Consider the following 20,080-nt stretch of genomic DNA (forward strand, 5'->3'; position numbering starts at 1 on the left):
AACCACCTGCCCAAACACACAGCAATGCTTCAATTTCTGGGCTTTTCAGCAGACTGCTAGTGATGCTTCATCAGCGCATCGCGCGCGGCGGAGAGCTCGAGGAAGGCCTGCCCGTTGCCGCCGCCGTCGGGATGCACCGTCTTGGCGGCGCGCTTGAAGGCCTGATGGATCTCGGTCGCAGCCAAGTGGCGGCCGAGCGGCAGGCCGAGCAATTGCCGGTACTGCTCCTCCTGCGTCAGCGGCTTCGGCACGAGGCCGCGCCGGCCGAATGTCGGTGCGGCGAGCATGTGCAGCGCATCGCTGAGAATGCCGAGACGGCGGCGTGCCGCCTCCTTGGTGCGGCGGTCGGCGGATCGCACCGCCGCCTGGCGCAGGATCGGCAGCACCTGCGTGGCCGCCTGCCGCAGCGTCTCGTCGATGTCGGTCGCGGCGATTTCGGCGACCAGTTGCGCCAGTTCGCGATAGTCGGGATCGGACGCTGCGTAGGCGCGCTCGATCGCGAGTTTCCACTGTCTGATGTGAGGGTCCATTTGCGGGTCCCCTTGCGCGTCATTCAAATCGGGATAACTGCAACGCGCAAACACCGCTTGGCGTTTCGCTTCGCCCAGTTTTGAATAGCCTTGTCGACAATGTTCATAAACGAGGAAACGCCATGCCCCTTCTCGACAATCATATTGCCGTCGTCACCGGCGCAGGCTCCGGCATCGGGCGCGCGATCGCGGCGGGATACGCCAAGGAAGGCGCACGCGTGGTGCTGCTCGACGTGAACGGCGAGGCGGCCGCCGCGGCCGCGAAGGAGATCCGCGCCGCCGGCGGCAGAGCGGAGAGCTTTGCGCTCGACGTGACGAAGCGGGGCGATTGTGTCGCGATGGCGAAGCAGGTGGCCGCGGAGGTCGGGCCGGTCACGATCCTGGTCAACAATGCCGGCATCGCCCGCCGCAACGGCATGCTCGGCGCGGACGACGCCGTCATCAACGACTGGGAAGACATCATCAGCATCAATCTGACCGGTGTCTTCAACGTGACGCACGCGTTCCTGGCGCCGCTCCGCGCCAACAGGGGCCGCATCGTCAATATCGGCTCGATCCAGTCCTTCGTGCACCTGCGCACGCCGAGCTCGCCGGCCTACACCGCCTCGAAGCACGGCGTGCTCGGCTTCACCAAGGCGCTCGCCGCGGAACTCGGCAAGGACGGCGTCCGCGTCAATGCCATCGGCCCCGGCTTCATCGAGACGCCGCTGAACGAGAGGGTGCGCGCCAGCAATCCCGACCTCGTCAAGGTGTTCATGGATCACACCCCGCTCGGACGCCCCGGCAAGCCGGAGGACATCGTCGGGCCTGCGATCTTCCTCGCCTCTGACCTGTCGGCCTATGTCTCGGGATCGATCGTGATGGTGGATGGCGGCTATCGGACGATCTGACCACGCAGCGCGCGCAATCGTGGCGATTTCGGGGTTTTCCACCATTGCGCGCGGGCGGTTAAGGACTTGTTAACCAAATCCGCCGACCGTCGGCGCGGGTTAGGGGAAGTTCGTTCTCGATGTTTCCGCTTCATTGGTGAAGCGGGCGTTGATCGGGAGGTGTCATGTCCTACGCGTCCACCCTGCCCTCGCCGGAAGCTCAGCTGCCGTCGCTGGCCCCTAATGAAATCGTTCCCTTGCTGATCGGCGCCACCGTCGGCGAAGTCGAGCGGGAACTGGTGCTGCAAACGCTGGCGCGCTGCGACGGCAATCGCACCCGCGCCGCGCGCGTGCTCGGACTTTCGGTCCGCACCCTGCGCAACAAGATCCGCGAATATTCCGCCGACGGGATCGACGTCCCGCCGCATTGCGATTAGGCCGCGGTTAGTCCGGCAGGTCGATGGCAAGGCTCCGCCAGCGTCGAGCATGCTGACCATCTCGAGATAGAACGCGCGCGCCATGCCGCCGCGCGCCACTCCCTCTGCATGCCGACATAATTGCAGTAGAGGAAACCACTGGTGTGATCATAGGTGAAGAACCCGAGCCCGATCGCGCGCTCCGCGACACGCAGGATGAAGTAGCGCGAGTCGAGCCGGTAGGCGGTACAGCGAAAGCTCGTCTCGTCGCACACATCGTGTCGCGTCACCACGATGTCGGGTGTCGCATGCGGCAGCGCGCGCCATGCTCGTCAGGATCCGCAACGCGATCTCCCTGGTCCACACATGGTCCGTCGCAAGCCCAATTATGACTGTTGATCGAGGCCAATCAGCGCCGGGCGCCGAATTGAAGCCGTCATCCAACCTCTGTTACAAGCGGCTTCACGCTTGACGGAGCATATCAGTGGCTGACGACACAACTTCCCGCCAGGGACGAGCTGGACCGCAGGGGCCGCGTGGCCGTCAGGGCGAGCCGGGGCGTCCCGGTCCGCAAGGTCATCCGGGGCGACCGGGTCCGGAAGGTGCGCGCGGCAAGCCGGGACTGCAGGGCAAGGCCGGCCCGGTCGGCAAGGCGGGTCCGCAGGGCAAGCCAGGTGCTCCGGGCAAGGCGGGTGCACAGGGCAAGGCCGGTCCGCAAGGTGCGCGCGGCGAGCATGGTCCGCAGGGACCTCAAGGGCCGCAGGGATCGGCAGGCCCGCGCGGCGAAGCCGGACCACCCGGACAGTTGCCGTCGATCGACCAGGTGATGCCGTGGCTGCACATGATCTTCGACGCCTGGGAAGACTACAAGCGCACCAGGGAGCGTGAGGCCGCCGATCGCGCCGAACATGAAGCGGCCGAGCGCGCCGCGGCGGAAGCGATCGCCTACGACGTCGACGCCGGCGATTTCGCCGAGGATGACGACGACGAGGAGGCGGATCGCAAGAAGGAGAAGAAGGAGCGCCGTCACAAGGACAAGAAGGACAAGAAGGACAAGAAGTAGTCCTGCTCTCCGCCGCGCGTCGGCACGGCGTTTACCGGTCCCTGTCCGGATTGACCGGCGGATCGCACGGAGGATTGAGGTGGGTGTACTGGAACACCCAGTGCATCGCGTAGTGCACGCCGACGCCCGCGAGTGCGCCGCAGATCGACAGGATGATGACGTTGGCGCGGTCGATCTCCCCGCTCGACCAAAGCATGCCGCAGGTCCACAGCACGGCGAATGCGATCGAGCACAGTTTGAGCGGAACGGCGGGCTTCATAGAGTAGCTCCAAGGGCCGGGATGAAAGCTCATCCTGCCCGGCCCCGCCCCGCGATACCGTGAGCCGCATCACGGAAACGCCGTCGCTCCGTCTCAGCCGAAGCGCAGCCGCGAACGCTCCCTCGCTTTCTCCGCCTCGATCTCGCGGTCGCGCGCCGGCGCCGCCGTCTGCAATGACGTCAGGAGCCTGCGGGCCGCATCGGAGACCTCGGCCACTGCGCGATTGAAGGCATCCTCATTGGCCTGCGACGGCTTGTTGAAGCCGGACAGCTTGCGCACGAATTGCAGCGCCGAGGCGTGAATCTCATCCTCGGTGGCGGGCGGCTCGAAGTTGAACAGCGTCTTGATGTTACGGCACATGCAGGTCTCCTTGCAGGTCTCCTTGGGCCCCGGATGGCGGGGCCACTCCCCTGAAAGACGTTCGGCTGCTGCAAAATACGACATCGTAGTCTATTCTGGCACCCTCATCGTCCACGGCCGAGCGAGGTTCCCGATGAGCCACGTCACCTACAAGGTCGTCCAGCACGACGGCGGCTGGGCCTACACCGTCAACGGCGTGTTTTCGGAGCCGTTTCCGACCCATGCCATGGCGCTGGCCGCCGCGCGGCGCGCCGCCACCGAGCAGCGGGTGCCCGGGCGCACCGAGGCGATCCAGTACGAGACCGCGGACGGCAAATGGCTGACCGAGACCGCCGATGGCAGCGACCGCCCGGAGACCGAGGTCGAGGACGGCCGCTAGCGCACCCCATGGCCCGGTCAGAACGGAACCTGCACGCCGAGCCGATCGAAGAATGCGCGTCCCCTGTCGGTGATCCGCAGCGCACGGGGGATACGATGCGGTACGACGCAGCGCGCCTCGATCAGCCGACCGAGCACGGCATTGGCGAAGCTACCGGCGAGATGCGGCACGCGCTCGGTCCAGTCGTTGCAGAGCCGCAGATGCGGCTCCCGCGCCGGTTCGAAACCGATTTCCTCCGCCCGGCACCAGGCCAGCCCCTGCTCGGTCACGTGACCGGTGCGGCCCTCGACGACGACGAGCCTGCGGCGGATCAGCGCATTGGACAGCAGCACGCCGAGTTGGCCCGCCAGGTGACGGTAGCAGGTGCGCGATTGCCGTAGCTGCTCGGCCGGTAGCACGCGCTTGCGCGCAACATTGGCTTTCGCGGCGAGGTCGACCAGGCCCTCGATTAGCGCCGCGACGTCATCGTCCCTGATCCGGTAATACCTGAACCGGCCCTGCGCCCAGACCGACAACACGCGCGCATCCACGAGCTTCTGCAGATGCCCACTCGCGCTTTGCGGCGAGACACCGGCAAGCGCAGCCAACTCGCCGGCAGGCAACGCCTTGCCGTCGGCCAACGCGCTGACCATCGCCTCCCGCGCCGGATCGCCCAGCGCCTCGGCGATCCGCGAAAAGCCGGTCTGCACGGATGGGGATGATCCCACGACAGCGTCCTCCAAATCGATCGGGTACGTCCTACGCGCAATCGAGGCAAGGCGAAACTCGTTTCAGATTTTCATGAAACATCCCCAGCACACCATCGGCTGAGATCGGCACAGGCCAATGCACGACAAGGGAACAATCATGACTGCCGACAAGACCGATGCGGAACGAATCTACAGGCTTTGGGACGAAGCCCTCGGCAACAAGGATCTCGAGGAGGCGCTGGCGCTCTACGCGCCCGACGCCTCGATCGAGAGCCCGCTGGTTCAGCACCTGATGCAGACCAAGGACGGGATCGTCCAAGGCAAGGACAGCCTGCGCGAATTCATCACGCGCGTGTTCCGCACCAATCCGCCGCAGCGCAAACGCTTCAAGCAGGGGTTCTTCAGCGACGGCCGGATCATCACCTGGGAATATCCGCGCCAGTCGCCCGACGGCGACCAGATGGATCTGGTCGAAGTCATGGACATTGCGGGCGGCTTGATCCAGCACCACCGCGTCTACTGGGGATGGTATGCCCTCAACGTCCTGCGGGAGGGATAATCCAATAACTTCTCTGTCAGCCGCACGGACCGCCTCTCGGACGGGCCCGCCCGTCATGTTAGGCTTGCGCCGAGCGGCTGGACCAACGCGCCGCGCCCAGGGGGAAGCACGATGATCCGTATGTGCGCGGCGCTTGCAGTCGCCTTCGTCTCGATATCGGTACCGGCAATGGCTGCAGATTATCCCGCGCCGAAGGACGGCGAGTGGATCGCGAAAGACTTCAAGTTCCATACCAGCGAGGTCATGCCGGGGCTGCGGCTGCACTACACCACGATCGGCGCGCCGACCGGACAGCCGGTGCTGGTGCTGCACGGCTCCGGCGGCTCGGCTGCCAGCATGCTGACACCGACCTTCGCCGGCGAACTGTTCGGGCCCGGCCAGCCGCTCGACGCATCGAAATATTACATCATCATCCCCGACGGCATCGGCCACGGCCGATCGTCGAAGCCGTCGGACGCGATGCGGACGAGCTTTCCGAAATACGACTACACCGACATGGTCGATGCGCAGTATCGCCTCGTCACCGAGGGTCTCGGCATCAAGCATCTACGGCTCGTGATCGGAAATTCGATGGGCGGAATGCACAGCTGGATCTGGGGCGTACGCTACCCGCAGATGATGGACGTGCTGGTGCCGATGGCCTCGCAGCCGACCGCGATGGCGGCGCGCAACTGGATGCTGCGGCGGATGATGCTGGAGACAATCCGCACCGATCCCGACTACAATGGCGGCAACTACACCAGCCAGCCGCGAATGATGAAATACGCCATCGCCGCCTACCGCTTCGCTAGCGCCGGCGGCACGCTCGGCTATCAGACGCTGGCGCCGACCGCGCCGCAGGCCGACAAGATCGTCGACGAGCAACTGGCGCTGCCGGTCATCGCCGACGCCAACGACTACATCTATCAATGGGAGGCCTCGCACGACTACGATCCCTCCGCCGGAATGGAGAAGATCGAGGCGACGTTGCTTGCGATCAATGCCGCCGACGACGAGCGCAATCCGCCCGAGACCGGCGTCACAGAGGCCGCGGTGAAGCGGATCAAGAACGGCAGGATCTATCTAATCCCGGCAAACACCGAAACGCGCGGCCATCTCACCACCGGCAACGCAAGGTTCTACACAAAGCAGTTGCAGGAGCTGTTGCAGATCGCGCCGCAACGAACCATGTAGGCCGCGATCGAGATCAGCACGATGTCGCAAGCCCGCTTCCGCTCGATTGCATTGAGCCTGCCCGACGCTGTCGAAGGCGCGCATCAGGGCCACGCCGACTTTCGTGTCGGAACGCGCATCTTCGCAACCCTCGGCTATCCCGATGACGCCTGGGGCATGGTGAAGCTGACGCCGGAGCAGCAGGCGATGGTGGTCGAGGCGGAGCCGGAGATCTTCCGACCCGTGCCTGGCGGCTGGGGCAAGAGCGGCAGCACCAACGTCCGCCTTGCGAGTGCCGATCCGACCACGCTGCGCAGCGCGCTCAAGATGGCGTGGGACAACGTCGCGGCAAAGCCTGCCGCGAGGTCGCGCGCCAAGAAGCGCGTCTGATTTCGCACCGCATCAAACGCAGCCGCACTGCTTCGCTCATTCTTTGAGCACGCATCCAGCGCGCGGTTCGTGCCTAATCGCAGCAGGATTCGTCCATGCGCTGCATATCTCGCGCGAAGCGACAGAATTGGCCACGCGGAGGAATCGGATGCGAAGGCTCACGCATATCGCCGTGCTCGCGTCGCTCTCGATGCTGGCAGGCACCGCGCTTGCCTTCGACAACGGCCAGTATGACAACGTGCCGCCCGAGATCCGTGCCTGGTTCAAGAGCGTGATCGCGCCGAACGGCGTGCCGTGCTGCGACATCTCCGACGGCCATCGCACAAGCTACGACGTCCGCAACGGCGCCTATTGGGTGCCGATCGAGGGCGAGTGGATGATGGTGCCTGCGCGCGCCATCATCCGCGATCGCGGCAACCCCGTCGGCGAAGCGGTGGTGTGGTATGTGCGTCATCGCGGCGCGATCGTCATCAGCTGCTTTGTGCCTGCGGACGCGGTTTAGATGACATCGAGATGACGGCAACAGCCACCGATGCTAGTCTCCGCCGAAACCCGACCCGAGAACTGCATTGACCGATCTTGCCGCTCCCGACCTCGCCACGATCTATCCGCAACCGACCGCGCGCGTCATCGCCAAGGCGCGGCCGGAGATCGATGCCCATGCGAGGAAGTTCATCGAGATGTCGCCGTTCTGCGTGCTGGCGACCTCGGGCTCGGACGGCAGCGTCGACGCCTCGCCGCGCGGCGGCACGCCGGGCTTCATCAGCGTCACCGGGCCGAACGAGCTGTTGATGCCGGATCGCTCCGGCAACAACCGCATCGACAGCTTCCGCAACATCGTCGAGGGCTCCGGTCTCCTGCAGCTGATCTTCTTCGTGCCCGGCATCGACGAGACGCTGCGCGTCGGCGGCCGCGGCCACCTGACGGCTGATCCGGATTTGCTGGCGTCGATGATCGAGTTCGGCAAGCCGCCGCGCGCGACGCTGCGCGTCGAGGTCAAGGAAGTCTATTTCCACTGCGGCAAGGCGCTGATGCGCTCGAAGCTGTGGGCTTCCGACACCCGCGTCGAACGCAAGGTGTTCCCGAGCATCAGCCAGGTGATCCATGACCAGACCACGCTCGGCGAGCCGGAGAGCCAGGAGGTCGTCTACGAGCGCTACAAGACGCAATTGTGATGCGACATGGCGTCGCCGCACGCGTTTTGCGACGCCGCCGCCCTGTTAATCTTACTTTTTAACCAATAATTAAGGATAAGTTTGCGGGCGCAACGCGGCCCGGCTTAGCGTCCGTGGAAAGCTCCGTAACCGACAAGTTGGTGCGTGCCATGGCGTATAGAAAGTATGGGGCGCTTGTTGCGTCCGTCAGCGTCGCAGCGCTGATGCTTGCTTCCTCGACAGAGACCTTTGCACGATCCGGAACGTTCCCGCGTGGCGCGTTCGCGTCGCCGCACCGGGTGCACCCGGCGTTCCGCCATCATCACGCGCGCGTCCCTGGGACCTTCTGGTGGCCTGGCGCGGGCGACTACTTCAACAGTCCGTCCGGTGAGCCCGTCGCCGGCGTCGCGCCGGCTTCCAGCGATGTGCGCTATACCTACACCGAGGACGTGCCCTGGGACTGGGCGCATCGCTATCCGCCCGCGGTCACGCCTTCCGATCGCCCCTACGTATCGAGCTGCCCCACTGAGACCGTGACCGTTCCCGGACGCGGCGGCGTGGATCGGACCATCAACGTCATCCGCTGCTACTGACCGACCGTAGCGCGAACGGACGTCGCCAGAATCAAGGAGGCCGCCCAAGAGGCGGCCTCTTTCGTTTCGGGGAGTGCGGCCTGCGGACGTCAGTCCTCGCCCTGCAAATGGCCGACATGCTTCTGGGTATAGAGCTCAAGGCCGATGCGCTGGATCAGGTCGAGCTGGGTCTCAAGGAAGTCGATGTGGTGTTCCTCGTCCTTCATCAGCTGCTCGAACAGGTCGCGGCTGACATAGTCCTTGACGCCGTGGCAGTAGGTCGCCGCTTCCTGGTAAAGCGTCCGCGCGCCGATCTCCGCGGCGAGATCGGCCTCCAGGATCTCCTTGACGTTCTGCCCGATCTTCAGGGGATCGAGCACCTGCAGGTTGGGAAAGCCATCGAGAAACAGGATGCGATCGACGAACTTGTCGGCGTGCTCCATCTCCTCGATGGATTCCTTGCGCCAGACCTTGGCCATCTCCAGGAGGCCCCAGTTGTTCAGCATCCGATAATGCAGCCAGTACTGGTTGATAGCGGTCAGTTCGCTGCGCAGCCCCTTGTTCAGGTAATCGATGACTTTCGGGTCGCCCTGCATGATCCACTCCACCTGTCGCGGCCAAATCGGCCAGAAACTCAATTTAGAACGCTTCTAAGTCAGATTGCGGATGAGAGCAACCCTCCGCGGAAGCGGCGCGCGAACAAGCGAGACAGTGGATTTGAGGGGATAACTCAGTAGGCCGCGAGCGCGAACTCGGCGGGTGCTGCATCTTCATTGGCCGCCTGGGGAGGGCTATGCGGGCAGCCGACGCAGCAGGCCTTGGCGCAGGGACCCAGCGCCTCGTCGATGATTGCCTTGATGGTGCGCGCGCAGCGGCCGCATTCGGCACTGCAGCCGAGGCAGCCGTACACCTGCTTGGCATTTCGTGTCAGGGACCCGCCGGCGCTCACGGCATTGCGGACATCGTGGTCGCTGAGGACGTTACAGGAACAGACAATCATCAGAGAGAGGCAGGTCCATCGGTGATGCTGTTTCTGATCTATTGAACAGCCCTGGGGGATGCAAAAGGAAAAAGCGCTTTTTGAAGCAATTCCAAACTGATGCGGGATTCACATTGGAACGAGTCTAAAACTGCCTTTGCGATGTCGCCCAAAGAGTGCGGCTTCGGCATTGACCGGCATCAATCGCTGCTGCCGCCGCCTCCATCACCGCCGCCACAGTCGCCGCCACTACTGTCACTGCCACCGCCCTCGCCGCGAAAATTGTCGCCGCTGCAGCTCGTGGACGTGTCGGAGCCGGAGCTACCGCTGCCGAACCAGCTGAGATTCCAGCCATCGCCGCCCGAACTGTAGCTGGTGACATCACCCGAGCCGTCACCGTAGGCGCGGCGCCGCCTGAGGCCACCCGCGCCGCTGGCCGACATCATGAAATAAACAATCAGGGCCGTGGCCCCGACCGCGACCACGAAGATCACTCCCATCGCGCTTCTCCCGGTTCGGCGGCCATGTTCTCGATTTGTGCGCCGTAACGTGGCGCGATCACTTTCGCGCATTCGTCGCCAAAAGTGGCGGCGTCGTTCATTGAACATTCAAGCGAAATATGGAACCTTTGCCGGGACAGACCGCTTGGAAGCTGTCCTTGCTCCCGAGAGAAAGGTGAGGCCATGAAGAAGACATTGCTGGCGCTTTGCGCCACCGCCACGCTGGCGGTTTCGGCCGTGGCGATGCCCGCTCCAGCCCATGCACAACGCGGTGTCGCCGCTGGCGTCGCTGCAGGATTGATCGGCGGCGCGCTGATCGGTGGCGCGATCGCATCGCAGAACGGCTACTACTACGGCCCCGGCTATTACGCGCCCGGACCGGCCTACGTCACCGGCCCCGGCTATTACGGTGGCGCAGACTGCTACTGGCAGCGTCAGCGCTTCTGGGATGGTTATGGCTGGCGCGTTCGCAACGTCAGGGTTTGCGACTAAGGCCGTTCATCTCGATTAAATCGAACCAGATGTCCCGGAAAACCGACTGTTCTCCGGGACATCTGCTGTCTGCGGCCAGAAAAAACCGCTTTTTTAGGCGATCCAGCGGCAGACGTTTACTTTCGATTGACTGTTCTGCGCTGTTTAGCAAGACAGCAGTCCGAAACCAGCGTGCGAGTCACTTGAAACCCGGCGCCTGACTAGGCGCCACCACCTTCCAGGAGAGCCAAAGACATGAACAAGACTTTAGCTGCCCTCGTCGCCGTTGCCACGATTGCCGGTTCGGTGGCGGTCGCGCCGGCCGCCAAAGCCGGTGACGGCCAGATCGCAGCCGGCGTTGCCGGCGGCCTGATTGGCGGCGCCCTGCTCGGCGGCGCGATTGCAGCGAGCCGCCCGGCCCCGGTCTATGTTGCGCCAGCGCCGGTTTACGTCGAAGAAGCCCCGTGCCGCTGGGTTCGTGAGCGGTTCTGGGACGGCTACGGCTGGCGCTTCCGTCGCATCCAGGTTTGCGACTGATCGATCGACGCGATTTCAGCGTTTACTTTGCGAAACCCGGCCCCTCGCGGCCGGGTTTTTGTTTGGTCAGGGGTGCGCTTCGGGAATTCCGTGGCGCAGCGTCAGCGCGCGCAGGATCGCGTCCTTGCCTTCGACAAATCGGCGGCCGTTGGCACGACCGGTTTCGAGCCCGGGCTCGGCATCGTCGGCCAGCACGAGAACCGGCAGCGACTGGTTCTCGACACCAATCAGCTCGACGACCGCCTGCCTTGGCCGCGGCCATGCGATCCGCTCGACCGCGATCGCTTTCTCGAGGTGGGGGAATGACGCGAGCACGCCTTCCAGCAGCGCGCAGTGCCAGCAGAAGAAGCGCCGGCCGGGAAAGGCGGGATCCTCGAAATCGGGTTTGAGCAGAAACAGCCTGTCCCGCATCGCCTCCCCCTTCGCGCGTTCTAGACTCTTGTTTTGACGCGTTTTCTTCACGCGAACCGGTATCCACTTCGCTCGAAAACGCTCTAACGCTGCGCACTCATCGAACGCAGCACCGCATCGCTCGGCCAGCAATCGACCTTCAATCCTGCGGACTTCTGATAGGCGCCGAGCGCGGCGCGGGTCTGCATGCCGGCCTTGCCGTCGAGCTTGTCCTTGTAGAGCCCGATCCGCGTCAAATGCCGCTGTATTGCCTCGACATCAGCCGAGCGCAGTTGCGTCGACGCCGACCACGGCGTTGCGAACGGCAGCGGATTTGTCATGCGGTCGCTGAGATGGCCAACGAACAGCACGTAGAGGTCGGAGAAATTGTACTCCTTGATCACGAAGTAGTTCTTGGTGGTCAGGAACGCAGGACCATAAATCCCTTCCGGCTGCAGCAGCGAGGCCGGCTGCGTCTGCTCTGACGCGCCAAGCTTCTGCCCGCGCACCGGCACGAAGCCCGTGCGCAGCCACTCGCCGATCGGCTTCGTCACCTCGGGCACGCCCATCGTGCAATCGACATTGGCCGGCGCACGCACCTCATAGGCCCAGCGCAGGCCAGCCTGCCAGCCCTTGTTGACGAGCTGCTGCGCGGCGGAGGCGAGCGCATCCGGCACCGAATGCCAGATGTCGACACGGCCGTCGCCGTCGAGATCGACGCCGTGCTTGTAGTACTCCGACGGCAGGAACTGGGTGTAACCGGTTGCGCCGGCCCAGGACGAGCGCATCTCCTTGCGCGTCACCGCGCCCTCGCCGAGGATTTTCAACGCGAGGATGAATTCGGTGCGGTACTGATCCTTGCGGCGGCCGACATAGGCTTGCGTCGCCACCACGCGCAGCGCGTCGTAGGGCAGCGCGTAGCGGCCGAAGTCGGTCTCGCGGCCCCAGATCGCGAGCACGACGGTCGCCGGCACGCCAAAGCGCCGCTCGATCTCGTCGAGCGCCGAACGATACTTCTGCAGGAGCCGCTGTCCCTCCGAAGCAAGTCGCGCGATCGAGGCTTCCCTGACGTAATCAGCCGGCACCTGCACGAACTCGGCCTGCGCGGGCGCACCGGTCTTCGGCCGCCCCGGCAGGATCAGATCGGGCAGCTTGTAGTCGGGCTCCAATCCACGCGTCTCGCGCTCGAAGGTTTCGCGCGAGACGCCGGCGGCCTGCGCCTCCGGCCAGAGGGAGGCGATGAACTGCGTGAACGCCGCATCCGCTGCGCGCGCCTGCGAGGTGATCACCAGAAGCAGGAGAGTCGCTGCAATCGCGCGACGGCCCAATCGGATCGTCTTGCTCACGCGTCGGCTAGATCGAGGCGGCGCTCAATCCGCTCAATTCGCACGTCCATCCGATCCAGCCGATTGGACATGTTGGCATACTGATTCTCGAGATTGCCGATCCGCTGTTTCATCTCGCGGATGTCATCGCGCACGTCATCAATTGCACCCCGGATATGGCGCAAATGTTCGAGAATGATGTTGTCCGCTTCAACCATACGGTGAGACTAGCATGGCATAATGCCATTGTGAACCAGGCCCTCAATGCGCCGCGTGCTGCTTCGCCCCCTCGATCGAGGCATTCGACAGCTTGTCGACGATGGCGATGCCGATGGCCGACAGGATGAACACACAGTGGATGATGGTTTGCCACATCACACCGGTTTCGGTGTAGGCGGTCTTGCCCGACGTCAGCCCGCCGGCCTCGATGAAGGTGCGCAGCAGATGGATCGAGGAGATGCCGATGATCGCCATCGCGAGCTTGATCTTCAGCACGCTGGCATTGACGTGGCTGAGCCATTCCGGCTCGTCCGGATGCCCCTGCAAATTGAGGCGCGACACGAAGGTCTCGTAGCCGCCGACGATCACCATCACGAGCAGGTTGGAAATCATCACGACGTCGATCAGGCCCAACACCGCCAGCATGATCTGCTGCTCGCTGAAATCGAACGAGTGGGCGAACAGATGCCACAGCTCCTTGAGGAACAGCACGACATAAATGCCCTGGGCGATGATGAGGCCGACATAGAGCGGCAATTGCAGCCAGCGCGATCCGAAGATCAGCATGGGAACCGGACGCAGCGACCGGCCCTTCGCACGGGCGGGCGCGTCTGTTATTGCGGACATATGGAATAGCTCGCGGGATTGAGATTGCGGAGCGCTCTATCTACGCAATCTCGCGCGCTTGAAAAGCGACAACTGGCCGCAGCGTGCCGCGATGCGGTCACGATCCTGCAAACAAGGAGAGGGTCGATCGCGGTGCGAGGCCCGCGACCGACCGCTATTCGATCACCGCGTCAGCTTCTTGTACTTCACACGGTGCGGAATGATGCTGTCCTGGCCGAGCCGGCGCATCTTGTCCTTTTCGTAATCCTGGAAGTTGCCCTCGAACCATTCGACGTGGCTGTCGCCCTCGAAGGCCAGGATGTGGGTCGCGATGCGGTCGAGGAACCAGCGATCGTGGCTGATGATGACGGCGCAGCCGGCGAAATCCTCCAGCGCCTCTTCGAGCGCGCGCAGGGTGTCGACGTCGAGATCGTTGGTCGGCTCGTCGAGCAAGAGCACGTTGGCGCCCGACTTGAGCATCTTGGCGAGATGCACGCGGTTACGCTCACCGCCCGACAGCGCGCCAACCTTCTTCTGCTGGTCGGCGCCCTTGAAATTGAACGACGAACAATAGCCGCGTGAATTGACTTCCTTTTTGCCGAGCAGGATCAGCTCGTTGCCGCCGGAGATCTCCTCCCACACCGTCTTCTTGCCGTCGAGATCGTCGCGAGATTGATCGACATAACCGAGATGCACGCTCTCGCCTACGGTGATGGAGCCCTTGTCCGGGGTCTCCTGCTTGGTGATCATCTTGAACAGCGTTGTCTTGCCGGCGCCGTTGGCGCCGATCACGCCGACGATGCCGCCCGGCGGCAGCTTGAAGGTGAGGTCATCGATCAGCATGCGGTCGCCGAAGCCTTTGCTCAGGCTTTCGAAATCTACGACGTTCTGGCCGAGGCGTTCAGCGACCGGAATCGTGATCTGCGCGGTCTGGGTCTGCTTTTCGCTCGCCTGCTTCAGCAGCTCTTCATAGCGCTGGTAGCGGGCCTTCGACTTGGCCTGACGTGCCTTCGGCGAGGACGCGATCCATTCCTGCTCGCGCGCCAACGTCTTCTGGTGCGCGGCCTCTTCGCGGCCCTCCTGCTCGAGCCGCTTCTGCTTCTGCACCAGCCACGACGAATAGTTGCCCTCGTAGGGGATACCGCGGCCGCGATCGAGTTCGAGGATCCAGCCAGTTACATTGTCGAGGAAGTAACGGTCGTGGGTGACGATCAGGATCGCGCCGGGATAATTCCGCAGATGGCCTTCCAGCCATGACACCGACTCGGCGTCGAGATGGTTGGTCGGTTCGTCGAGCAGCAGCAGCTCAGGCTGGTCGAGCAACAGCCGGCACAGTGCGACGCGGCGGCGCTCGCCACCCGACAGCTTAGTGACGTCGGCGTCGTCAGGCGGGCAGCGCAGCGCGTCCATCGCCTGGTCGACCTTGCTGTCGAGATCCCAGAGGCCCTGGGCCTCGATCTCATCCTGCAGCTTGGTCATCTCGTCCGCGGTCTCGTCCGAGTAATTGACCGCGAGCTCGTTGTAGCGGTCGAGGATCGCCTTCTGCTTGGCGACGCCCTGCATGACGTTTTCGCGGGCGTTGAGCGCAGGATCGAGCTGCGGCTCCTGCTCGAGGTAGCCGACGCGGGCGCCCTCGGCGACCCACGCCTCGCCGGTGTACTCCTTGTCGAGGCCGGCCATGATCTTGAGCAGCGTCGACTTGCCCGAGCCGTTGACGCCGAGCACGCCGATCTTGGCGTCCGGATAGAAGCTCAGATGGATGTTATCGAGCACCTTACGGGTCGGGTAGCTCTTGGTCAGACCCTGCATGAAGTAGACGAACTGGCGAGCCATCCGCGGTCCCTGAAAACGAGAGGATTTATGGAAATTTTGCTGCCGCCGATGTAGCGGCCGGCCCCCGAAAGCGCAACCGCAGGAGCCGCGTTTTCCGCCCGTTCACCACGGGTGAATACGGGTTCGATACCATGTGTGCGGCAGATCACGACAATTGAAACCATCTTTTAATAAATCGGGCCAAAACTCGTTCTCAGCGCAGAAAACAGCGCTTTTCGCGGCAAAAACCGCGATCAAAAAACAGAGGCCGCGTCATGGCTACCATCATTTCGGCACCTCTCCCGCGCCCGGCGATCAGAACCGAGTCCAAGCCGTTCGCCGAACTCCGCGCCTTCTGGCGCGCCTTCGTCGCCAAGGCATTCCACCCCTACCGGCCGGAACTCCATTACATGCGTGGCCCGGGCCCGGCCTGGCGTGCCAAGCACCCGCCCCGGTCGATCTGACTTTCCCGTAGATTTGAGCCAGGCCGCTCCCCGGTCCGCTTGCGCGCCCACCGATTTGCGCGCAACCATGGCGTCCTCCCCGACGGCCCCGTTCTGCGCCGTCCCCCTCGCCACCCACGGACCCTGCAATGACGCGGCTGCGCTGTGCAATCCTCGACGACTATTTCGGCCTCGCTCTGTCGGTCGCCGACTGGCCGAAGGTCAAGGACCGTGTCGACGTCACCGTGTTCGACAAGCCGTTCGCGAACGAAGCCGACGCCGCAAGCCAATTGAAGGATTTCGAGATCATCTGCGCGATGCGCGAACGCACGCCATTCCCGCGCACGCTGTTTGACGCACTGCCCAGGCTGAAGCTCCTGATCACCTCGGGCATGCGCAATGCCGCGATCGACATCGAGGCCGCGAGTGACCACAGGGTCACGCTATGCGGCACCCAATACAGCCGCGATCCCACCGCGGCCCTGACCATGGGCCTGATCCTGGAGCTGACCCGCGGCATCGGCCGCGAGAACGCGCGCATGCACGCCGGCGCGCCGTGGCAGACCTTTGCCGGCACCGAGATCGAGGGCAAGACGCTCGGCATCGTCGGGCTCGGTAAGCTGGGCAGCAAGGTTGCCGGCATGGCGAAGGCATTCGGCATGAACGTCATCGCGTGGAGCCCCAATCTGACGCCCGAGAAGTGCAAGGAGGCCGGCGTCGGCTACGCCAGCAAGGAGAAGCTGTTCTCGACTGCCGACATCGTCACCATCCACGTCGTGCTGAGCCAGCGCTCGCGCGGACTGGTGGGGGCCGCCGATCTCGCACGGATGAAGCCGTCGGCCTATCTCGTCAACACCGCCCGCGGACCGATCGTCGACGAGGATGCGCTGCTCGCGGCGCTGCGCGACAAGAAGATCGCCGGTGCCGGCATCGACGTTTTCTCGGTCGAGCCGCTGCCATCAGGTCATCCGTTCCGCAAGCTCGACAACCTCGTGCTGACGCCGCATCTCGGCTACGCGACGCGCGAGGGTTTGCAGACCCATTACGGACAGATGGTCGACTGTATCGACGCCTTCACCAAAGGCGACGAGCCGCCGCGTCGGCTGACCTGAAACCCGCCGCGACACACAGCCAACAAAAAAGGCGCGCTCTCGGCGCGCCTTTTTCATGAATGTTGTGATCCTAGCGGACCGTGACCGGCGCCGGCAGCGGCTGGACCGTGGTCGGCTGCGTGCCGGGAAGCGGCGCCATCTGGGCCTGGGCCGTCGGCGGAGCTGCGGCTGCGGGACCACCGGGCGGCGGTGCGGCTGAGGCGGTCGTCGTGCCCGGCGGCGGGCCACCAGGCATTACGACCACGCGGGTGCCAACCTTGGTCCGCTCGAACAGGTCGGAGACGTCCTCGTTCAGCATGCCGATGCAGCCCGACGAGACGAACTTGCCGATGGTCGAGGGCTGGTTGGTGCCGTGGATGCGGTACACGGTCGAGCCGAGATACATCGCACGCGCGCCGAGCGGATTGCCGGGTCCGCCGGCCATGAAGCGCGGCAGATAGGGCTGGCGCTCGATCATTTCCGGCGGCGGATGCCAATCCGGCCACTCGGCCTTGCGGGAAATCTTCTGCACGCCGGTCCAGGTGAAGCCGTCGCGGCCAACGCGAACGCCGTAGCGGATCGCCCGGCCATTGCCGAGGATGTAATAAAGGTAGGTGTTCGGCGTATCGACGACGATCGTGCCGGCCGGCTCCTTGGTGGCGAACGCCACTTCCTGACGACGCAGATTCGGCGGCAGTTGCACCGGCGCGGCTTCCGGCTGTTCCTCCGGCGGAAGGGCGGCAAGTTGCAATGGCTTGCCGTCGGCGCCAACCGGGGCCTGCTGTTGCGACACCGCGCCGGTCACGCCCGGAGCGCCGGCCGCGCCGATCGCTTCCGGCGGACGCAGGCCGCCCCGATCATCGCCGCCCGGGGTGGCCACGCCACCGGGGGTGGCCGGATAGACGACGCCCGCGGCCGGAACGCCGTTGTCACGATAGGCCTGCTGCGGGGCACCCTGGGGACGATCGGCATAGATCACCGGCGGCGGGCCCATCGGCTTGCCATAACGGGGATCGTCGGGCGACATCACAGGGCCCGCCGGCGCGCGTTCCGAATAGGCCGGCCCGTTCATCGGGCGACCGTAACGCGGATCTTCCGGAGACATCACCGGACCCGGCGCGGGCGGCGGCAGCGCGGCCGAATTCTGCGGCGCGTCGTCATCGTCCAGCGCATCGAAATCGGGCATGTGGCCGGGCGGATAGGGCTGGGGCGCGGCTGAATAGACTTGTCCCTGGGGGGCTGGATAACCCTGCTGCGCATGGGCGAGCGAGGTTCCCGCCGCGCCAAGCGCCGCGGCAGCACAAATCGTCAGAATGCGGTTGATCATCATCGTTTATTTATAGTCCCCAAGCCACACCGGACCGTTAACGGCCAGATGACGGAAGATAGCGGCGCATTCAAGACAATTCCGCGAAATCCGGCCCAATTCGGGCATATTGTGATCTCGCGTGACCGCTGCGGCAAACATGTCTCACTGGCAGACAAAGCTTGTCCATGTGCCCAAAGTCATCAAAGCGCGCGGAATTTGTCGCAACAGACCCCGAACGTTGCGATATCGTCGAATCAGATGATTCGCCGCCTTGCGAAGCTCGCGCCTCCAGTGGTCACCGCGTTCCCTTGTGTTTCAAGCCCTCCCACAGAAGGGGGAACTCGCGCCCATGCTCCCCGGCCTTCGTTTCCTGTTCGCCGCCATCGTGCTCGCGGCGTCGATTTTGGTGTTCGGGTTGGGCGCGGCGGCGCTGTTGCGCGCCGCGCACGAGGAATTTGCCAGTAGTCCCGCCCGCCGGGCGCCCCCGGAGCCGCAATTCGCGCAGCAGACCGAGGCAGCGCCGACTCTTGCCATGCTGCGCCTCGATTCGCCCCCGATGGACAAGCCGGCCTCCGATGTGCCGGCGGCAGCCGAGCCCGCAGCTCCCATTGCCGAGACTCTGCCGGTAGCGCCGTCGCCCGAGCAAGTCGCTGCCGTGACGGCAGATGACGCAGCATCGATCGAGGCACCAAAGCCCGAGGCGCAGGCCGCCGAGCCTGCTCCGCCGGCCCAGACGCCCGAAGCTTCACCGGCGCCGCAGCAGGCCGCGGCAGCCGAACCCAAGCTCGCTGCCGTGACGGACGCGCCTTCCGCGGCGAGCGAACCGGCGCCCGCGACCACCACGCCGGCGATCGCCAAGCCGCAGCAAGCACCGCCCTCGCCCGAGGCGATCGCTGCCGCGACGAAGATCGCAACGCTCGGCGGACCGGAGGTCGTCGTCGAACAGCCGGCCACAGCGAAGGGCCCGGAGGCGAAGTCGCCGGATCAGGCGGCGAGCAAGAAGCGGGCGTGGCGGGCCAGCGAGCGACGACGGCTCGCGCGTGCCCAGCAGGTCCGCCAGATCGCGGTTCAGCAGCCTGTCGATATCTTCGGCAAGCCGGTGCCGGTCACGCGGCGTTAGCGGCGTCGATTAAGCCGGCCCGGTCGCGACCGGCGGGCCGCCGGCCTGTCCCCATTCCGACCACGAGCCGTCATACAGCGCGGTATCCGTGACGCCGAGCCGATAGAGCGCGAGCGTCAGCACGCCGGCCGAGACGCCCGAGCCGCAGCTCGTCACGATCGGCGCATCGAGCCTGACTCCAGCACCCGTGAACGCCTTGCGCAGATCATCGAGCGGCTTCATTGCGCCGGTCGCGGCGTCGAACAGATTGCCGTACGGCACGTTGCGGGCGCCCGGAATATGGCCCGAACGGATGCCGGGCCGCGGCTCCGGCGCACGCCCCTCGAAGCGATCGGCCGCACGCGCATCGATCACCTGCTCTTTGCTGCTTTCGACATTGGCGATCATCTCTTCGATGCTGCGCACGCGCTTCGGGTCATAGGTCGCGTGGAAAGTCGCAGGCTTCGGCTTGACCTCGCCGCCCTCGACCGGGCGGCCCTCGGCGCGCCACTTCTTCAACCCGCCATTGAGGATGCGCACATTGCGATGGCCATAGGACAGGAACATCCACCAGGCGCGCGGCGCGGCGACCCAGCCGCCGGCGTCATAGATGACGACGGTGTCGGCATTACTGACGCCGAGGGCGCCGACATCGCCGCCGAACTGCTCGGCGCTCGGAAACATGTGCGGCAGCGGATTGGAATGGTCCGACACGGCGTCGACGTCAAAGAACACTGCACCGGGCAGATGCGCGGCGAGATAGTCGTCCTTCGGCAGCGGCAACACGCCGGGCAACTTGAAGGTCGCGTCGAGGACCTTCACATTGGCATCACCAAGATGCGCGGTGAGCCATTCGGTCGAGACAAGCGGATCGTCGGATGCGGTCATGCGGTACTTTCCCTGAGGG

Annotated in this window: 30 protein-coding genes; 15 read left to right on the forward strand and 15 right to left on the reverse strand. The window is 64.7% G+C overall.

What is annotated here, in order from left to right; all coding sequences use genetic code 11:
• Positions 1 to 56: 56 nt before the first annotated feature.
• A complete protein-coding gene (locus ACFFWD_RS18485) occupies positions 57 to 530 on the reverse strand; it encodes a hypothetical protein (RefSeq protein WP_376967619.1) in 474 nt (157 codons plus the stop codon).
• A 122-nt stretch (positions 531 to 652) separates the two neighbouring features.
• Between ACFFWD_RS18485 and ACFFWD_RS18490 the strand changes: the two genes are divergently transcribed.
• Together ACFFWD_RS18490 and ACFFWD_RS18495 are read left to right on the forward strand one after the other, a co-directional pair.
• Positions 653 to 1,420 carry an SDR family NAD(P)-dependent oxidoreductase gene (locus tag ACFFWD_RS18490; RefSeq protein WP_376967621.1) on the forward strand — a complete coding sequence of 256 codons (768 nt, stop codon included), beginning with the start codon at positions 653 to 655 and terminating at the stop codon, positions 1,418 to 1,420.
• A 164-nt stretch (positions 1,421 to 1,584) separates the two neighbouring features.
• Complete coding sequence (locus tag ACFFWD_RS18495; RefSeq protein WP_376967623.1) at positions 1,585 to 1,836, forward strand: helix-turn-helix domain-containing protein; 252 nt, start codon at positions 1,585 to 1,587, stop codon at positions 1,834 to 1,836.
• Here ACFFWD_RS18495 and ACFFWD_RS18500 read toward each other — a convergent pair.
• Positions 1,833 to 2,105: a hypothetical protein gene (locus tag ACFFWD_RS18500; RefSeq protein WP_376967625.1), complete on the reverse strand. Its 273-nt coding sequence runs from the start codon at positions 2,103 to 2,105 to the stop codon at positions 1,833 to 1,835. The genes ACFFWD_RS18495 and ACFFWD_RS18500 overlap by 4 nt on opposite strands.
• Before the next feature lie 194 nt (positions 2,106 to 2,299).
• Between ACFFWD_RS18500 and ACFFWD_RS18505 the strand changes: the two genes are divergently transcribed.
• Entirely contained in the window at positions 2,300 to 2,878 is a 579-nt protein-coding gene (locus tag ACFFWD_RS18505) for a collagen-like domain-containing protein (RefSeq protein WP_376967627.1), read from the forward strand.
• Positions 2,879 to 2,909: 31 nt separating this feature from the next.
• On the opposite strand, the gene ACFFWD_RS18510 is transcribed toward ACFFWD_RS18505, so the two are convergent.
• Both ACFFWD_RS18510 and ACFFWD_RS18515 read right to left on the reverse strand, forming a co-directional pair.
• Positions 2,910 to 3,137, reverse strand: coding sequence for a hypothetical protein (locus tag ACFFWD_RS18510; protein WP_376967629.1), 228 nt, complete (start codon positions 3,135 to 3,137; stop codon positions 2,910 to 2,912).
• 93 nt (positions 3,138 to 3,230) lie between these two features.
• On the reverse strand, positions 3,231 to 3,497 hold the full coding sequence (locus tag ACFFWD_RS18515; protein ID WP_376967631.1) for a DUF2277 domain-containing protein: 267 nt from the start codon (positions 3,495 to 3,497) through the stop codon (positions 3,231 to 3,233).
• Positions 3,498 to 3,630: 133 nt separating this feature from the next.
• Here ACFFWD_RS18515 and ACFFWD_RS18520 point away from each other — a divergent pair, with 133 nt between their 5' ends.
• On the forward strand, positions 3,631 to 3,876 hold the full coding sequence (locus ACFFWD_RS18520) for a DUF2188 domain-containing protein (protein WP_376967633.1): 246 nt from the start codon (positions 3,631 to 3,633) through the stop codon (positions 3,874 to 3,876).
• Positions 3,877 to 3,893: 17 nt separating this feature from the next.
• On the opposite strand, the gene ACFFWD_RS18525 is transcribed toward ACFFWD_RS18520, so the two are convergent.
• Complete coding sequence (locus tag ACFFWD_RS18525) at positions 3,894 to 4,583, reverse strand: ArsR/SmtB family transcription factor (RefSeq protein WP_376967635.1); 690 nt, start codon at positions 4,581 to 4,583, stop codon at positions 3,894 to 3,896.
• A gap of 139 nt (positions 4,584 to 4,722) precedes the next feature.
• Between ACFFWD_RS18525 and ACFFWD_RS18530 the strand changes: the two genes are divergently transcribed.
• The 6 genes from ACFFWD_RS18530 to ACFFWD_RS18555 all read left to right on the forward strand — a co-directional run bounded on the left by ACFFWD_RS18530 (position 4,723) and on the right by ACFFWD_RS18555 (position 8,413).
• Positions 4,723 to 5,124 carry a nuclear transport factor 2 family protein gene (locus ACFFWD_RS18530; protein WP_376967637.1) on the forward strand — a complete coding sequence of 134 codons (402 nt, stop codon included), beginning with the start codon at positions 4,723 to 4,725 and terminating at the stop codon, positions 5,122 to 5,124.
• A gap of 111 nt (positions 5,125 to 5,235) precedes the next feature.
• Positions 5,236 to 6,297 carry an alpha/beta fold hydrolase gene (locus ACFFWD_RS18535; RefSeq protein WP_376967639.1) on the forward strand — a complete coding sequence of 354 codons (1,062 nt, stop codon included), beginning with the start codon at positions 5,236 to 5,238 and terminating at the stop codon, positions 6,295 to 6,297.
• Positions 6,298 to 6,318: 21 nt separating this feature from the next.
• The gene (locus tag ACFFWD_RS18540; RefSeq protein ID WP_376967641.1) at positions 6,319 to 6,666 is read left to right on the forward strand and encodes an MmcQ/YjbR family DNA-binding protein; all 348 of its coding nucleotides are present in this window, start codon (positions 6,319 to 6,321) and stop codon (positions 6,664 to 6,666) included.
• Positions 6,667 to 6,814: 148 nt separating this feature from the next.
• Positions 6,815 to 7,168, forward strand: a complete 354-nt coding sequence (locus ACFFWD_RS18545; RefSeq protein WP_376967643.1) for a hypothetical protein — start codon at positions 6,815 to 6,817, stop codon at positions 7,166 to 7,168.
• Positions 7,169 to 7,235: 67 nt separating this feature from the next.
• Positions 7,236 to 7,841 (forward strand): MSMEG_1061 family FMN-dependent PPOX-type flavoprotein, encoded by a 606-nt coding sequence (locus ACFFWD_RS18550; protein WP_376967645.1) that lies wholly within the window; start codon positions 7,236 to 7,238, stop codon positions 7,839 to 7,841.
• Between the two features lie 149 nt (positions 7,842 to 7,990).
• Complete coding sequence (locus tag ACFFWD_RS18555; protein ID WP_376967647.1) at positions 7,991 to 8,413, forward strand: hypothetical protein; 423 nt, start codon at positions 7,991 to 7,993, stop codon at positions 8,411 to 8,413.
• Between the two features lie 89 nt (positions 8,414 to 8,502).
• On the opposite strand, the gene bfr is transcribed toward ACFFWD_RS18555, so the two are convergent.
• The 3 genes from bfr to ACFFWD_RS18570 form a co-directional block, all read right to left on the reverse strand.
• The gene (gene bfr / locus ACFFWD_RS18560; protein ID WP_376967649.1) at positions 8,503 to 8,988 is read right to left on the reverse strand and encodes a bacterioferritin; all 486 of its coding nucleotides are present in this window, start codon (positions 8,986 to 8,988) and stop codon (positions 8,503 to 8,505) included.
• A 134-nt stretch (positions 8,989 to 9,122) separates the two neighbouring features.
• The gene (locus tag ACFFWD_RS18565) at positions 9,123 to 9,392 is read right to left on the reverse strand and encodes a (2Fe-2S)-binding protein (RefSeq protein ID WP_376967651.1); all 270 of its coding nucleotides are present in this window, start codon (positions 9,390 to 9,392) and stop codon (positions 9,123 to 9,125) included.
• Positions 9,393 to 9,571: 179 nt separating this feature from the next.
• Complete coding sequence (locus ACFFWD_RS18570; RefSeq protein WP_376967653.1) at positions 9,572 to 9,871, reverse strand: hypothetical protein; 300 nt, start codon at positions 9,869 to 9,871, stop codon at positions 9,572 to 9,574.
• 183 nt (positions 9,872 to 10,054) lie between these two features.
• Here ACFFWD_RS18570 and ACFFWD_RS18575 point away from each other — a divergent pair, with 183 nt between their 5' ends.
• Positions 10,055 to 10,363 (forward strand): hypothetical protein, encoded by a 309-nt coding sequence (locus ACFFWD_RS18575; RefSeq protein ID WP_376967655.1) that lies wholly within the window; start codon positions 10,055 to 10,057, stop codon positions 10,361 to 10,363.
• Between the two features lie 234 nt (positions 10,364 to 10,597).
• Positions 10,598 to 10,879 carry a hypothetical protein gene (locus tag ACFFWD_RS18580; RefSeq protein WP_376967657.1) on the forward strand — a complete coding sequence of 94 codons (282 nt, stop codon included), beginning with the start codon at positions 10,598 to 10,600 and terminating at the stop codon, positions 10,877 to 10,879.
• A gap of 66 nt (positions 10,880 to 10,945) precedes the next feature.
• Here the strand turns inward: ACFFWD_RS18580 and ACFFWD_RS18585 are convergent, their stop codons facing one another.
• The 5 genes from ACFFWD_RS18585 to ettA all read right to left on the reverse strand — a co-directional run bounded on the left by ACFFWD_RS18585 (position 10,946) and on the right by ettA (position 15,252).
• On the reverse strand, positions 10,946 to 11,290 hold the full coding sequence (locus ACFFWD_RS18585; RefSeq protein WP_376967707.1) for a DUF3088 domain-containing protein: 345 nt from the start codon (positions 11,288 to 11,290) through the stop codon (positions 10,946 to 10,948).
• A gap of 83 nt (positions 11,291 to 11,373) precedes the next feature.
• Positions 11,374 to 12,597 carry a lytic murein transglycosylase gene (locus tag ACFFWD_RS18590; protein ID WP_376967709.1) on the reverse strand — a complete coding sequence of 408 codons (1,224 nt, stop codon included), beginning with the start codon at positions 12,595 to 12,597 and terminating at the stop codon, positions 11,374 to 11,376.
• Positions 12,598 to 12,611: 14 nt separating this feature from the next.
• Positions 12,612 to 12,812, reverse strand: coding sequence for a hypothetical protein (locus ACFFWD_RS18595; RefSeq protein ID WP_376967659.1), 201 nt, complete (start codon positions 12,810 to 12,812; stop codon positions 12,612 to 12,614).
• A gap of 43 nt (positions 12,813 to 12,855) precedes the next feature.
• Complete coding sequence (locus ACFFWD_RS18600) at positions 12,856 to 13,440, reverse strand: TIGR00645 family protein (RefSeq protein WP_376967661.1); 585 nt, start codon at positions 13,438 to 13,440, stop codon at positions 12,856 to 12,858.
• A gap of 162 nt (positions 13,441 to 13,602) precedes the next feature.
• Positions 13,603 to 15,252, reverse strand: a complete 1,650-nt coding sequence (ettA, locus tag ACFFWD_RS18605; protein WP_376967663.1) for an energy-dependent translational throttle protein EttA — start codon at positions 15,250 to 15,252, stop codon at positions 13,603 to 13,605.
• 254 nt (positions 15,253 to 15,506) lie between these two features.
• Between ettA and ACFFWD_RS18610 the strand changes: the two genes are divergently transcribed.
• Both ACFFWD_RS18610 and ACFFWD_RS18615 read left to right on the forward strand, forming a co-directional pair.
• The gene (locus ACFFWD_RS18610) at positions 15,507 to 15,695 is read left to right on the forward strand and encodes a hypothetical protein (RefSeq protein WP_376967665.1); all 189 of its coding nucleotides are present in this window, start codon (positions 15,507 to 15,509) and stop codon (positions 15,693 to 15,695) included.
• Positions 15,696 to 15,823: 128 nt separating this feature from the next.
• A complete protein-coding gene (locus tag ACFFWD_RS18615) occupies positions 15,824 to 16,786 on the forward strand; it encodes a D-2-hydroxyacid dehydrogenase family protein (RefSeq protein WP_376967667.1) in 963 nt (320 codons plus the stop codon).
• Positions 16,787 to 16,856: 70 nt separating this feature from the next.
• Here the strand turns inward: ACFFWD_RS18615 and ACFFWD_RS18620 are convergent, their stop codons facing one another.
• Entirely contained in the window at positions 16,857 to 18,095 is a 1,239-nt protein-coding gene (locus tag ACFFWD_RS18620; RefSeq protein ID WP_376967669.1) for a L,D-transpeptidase, read from the reverse strand.
• A 328-nt stretch (positions 18,096 to 18,423) separates the two neighbouring features.
• On the opposite strand from ACFFWD_RS18620, the gene ACFFWD_RS18625 reads away from it, so the two are divergent.
• Entirely contained in the window at positions 18,424 to 19,194 is a 771-nt protein-coding gene (locus ACFFWD_RS18625) for a hypothetical protein (protein WP_376967671.1), read from the forward strand.
• Between the two features lie 9 nt (positions 19,195 to 19,203).
• Here the strand turns inward: ACFFWD_RS18625 and sseA are convergent, their stop codons facing one another.
• Complete coding sequence (gene sseA, locus ACFFWD_RS18630; RefSeq protein ID WP_376967673.1) at positions 19,204 to 20,061, reverse strand: 3-mercaptopyruvate sulfurtransferase; 858 nt, start codon at positions 20,059 to 20,061, stop codon at positions 19,204 to 19,206.
• Positions 20,062 to 20,080: the final 19 nt, after the last annotated feature.

Source organism: Bradyrhizobium erythrophlei (assembly GCF_042430365.1).
Classification (GTDB): Bacteria; Pseudomonadota; Alphaproteobacteria; order Rhizobiales; family Xanthobacteraceae; genus Bradyrhizobium; species Bradyrhizobium erythrophlei.